This is a genomic window from Escherichia sp. S10b, assembly GCF_028421345.1.
Lineage (GTDB): Bacteria > Pseudomonadota > Gammaproteobacteria > Enterobacterales > Enterobacteriaceae > ECMA0423.
The window spans coordinates 1-1,529 of sequence record NZ_JAHZSO010000011.1; the positions used below are offsets into that span (position 1 = coordinate 1).

Sequence of the window (1,529 nt, forward strand, 5' to 3'; positions counted from 1 at the left end):
GCCGATATGATCCAACTGATAAAGGAATTTGACGCTCAGGGCGTGGCAGTCCGGTTCATTGATGACGGGATCAGTACCGACGGTGATATGGGGCAAATGGTGGTCACCATCCTGTCGGCTGTGGCACAGGCTGAACGCCGGAGGATCCTAGAACGCACGAATGAGGGCCGACAGGAAGCAAAGCTGAAAGGAATCAAATTTGGCCGCAGGCGTACCGTGGACAGGAACGTCGTGCTGACGCTTCATCAGAAGGGCACTGGTGCAACGGAAATTGCTCATCAGCTCAGTATTGCCCGCTCCACGGTTTATAAAATTCTTGAAGACGAAAGGGCCTCGTGATACGCCTATTTTTATAGGTTAATGTCATGATAATAATGGTTTCTTAGACGTCAGGTGGCACTTTTCGGGGAAATGTGCGCGGAACCCCTATTTGTTTATTTTTCTAAATACATTCAAATATGTATCCGCTCATGAGACAATAACCCTGGTAAATGCTTCAATAATATTGAAAAAGGAAGAGTATGAGTATTCAACATTTTCGTGTCGCCCTTATTCCCTTTTTTGCGGCATTTTGCCTTCCTGTTTTTGCTCACCCAGAAACGCTGGTGAAAGTAAAAGATGCTGAAGATCAGTTGGGTGCACGAGTGGGTTACATCGAACTGGATCTCAACAGCGGTAAGATCCTTGAGAGTTTTCGCCCCGAAGAACGTTTTCCAATGATGAGCACTTTTAAAGTTCTGCTATGTGGTGCGGTATTATCCCGTGTTGACGCCGGGCAAGAGCAACTCGGTCGCCGCATACACTATTCTCAGAATGACTTGGTTGAGTACTCACCAGTCACAGAAAAGCATCTTACGGATGGCATGACAGTAAGAGAATTATGCAGTGCTGCCATAACCATGAGTGATAACACTGCTGCCAACTTACTTCTGACAACGATCGGAGGACCGAAGGAGCTAACCGCTTTTTTGCACAACATGGGGGATCATGTAACTCGCCTTGATCGTTGGGAACCGGAGCTGAATGAAGCCATACCAAACGACGAGCGTGACACCACGATGCCTGCAGCAATGGCAACAACGTTGCGCAAACTATTAACTGGCGAACTACTTACTCTAGCTTCCCGGCAACAATTAATAGACTGGATGGAGGCGGATAAAGTTGCAGGACCACTTCTGCGCTCGGCCCTTCCGGCTGGCTGGTTTATTGCTGATAAATCTGGAGCCGGTGAGCGTGGGTCTCGCGGTATCATTGCAGCACTGGGGCCAGATGGTAAGCCCTCCCGTATCGTAGTTATCTACACGACGGGGAGTCAGGCAACTATGGATGAACGAAATAGACAGATCGCTGAGATAGGTGCCTCACTGATTAAGCATTGGTAACTGTCAGACCAAGTTTACTCATATATACTTTAGATTGATTTAAAACTTCATTTTTAATTTAAAAGGATCTAGGTGAAGATCCTTTTTGATAATCTCATGACCAAAATCCCTTAACGTGAGTTTTCGTTCCACTGAGCGTCAGACCCC

Annotated in this window: 2 protein-coding genes; both read left to right on the forward strand. The window is 47.0% G+C overall.

Annotation, left to right across the window (positions count from 1 at the left end; all coding sequences use genetic code 11):
* On the forward strand, window positions 1–339 hold a 339-nt coding region (locus FTE26_RS00910), incomplete at its 5' end, for a recombinase family protein (protein WP_000407195.1).
* Between the two features lie 182 nt (window positions 340–521).
* Complete coding sequence (locus tag FTE26_RS00915) at window positions 522–1,382, forward strand: broad-spectrum class A beta-lactamase TEM-1 (RefSeq protein WP_000027057.1); 861 nt, start codon at window positions 522–524, stop codon at window positions 1,380–1,382.
* Window positions 1,383–1,529 lie beyond the last annotated feature (147 nt).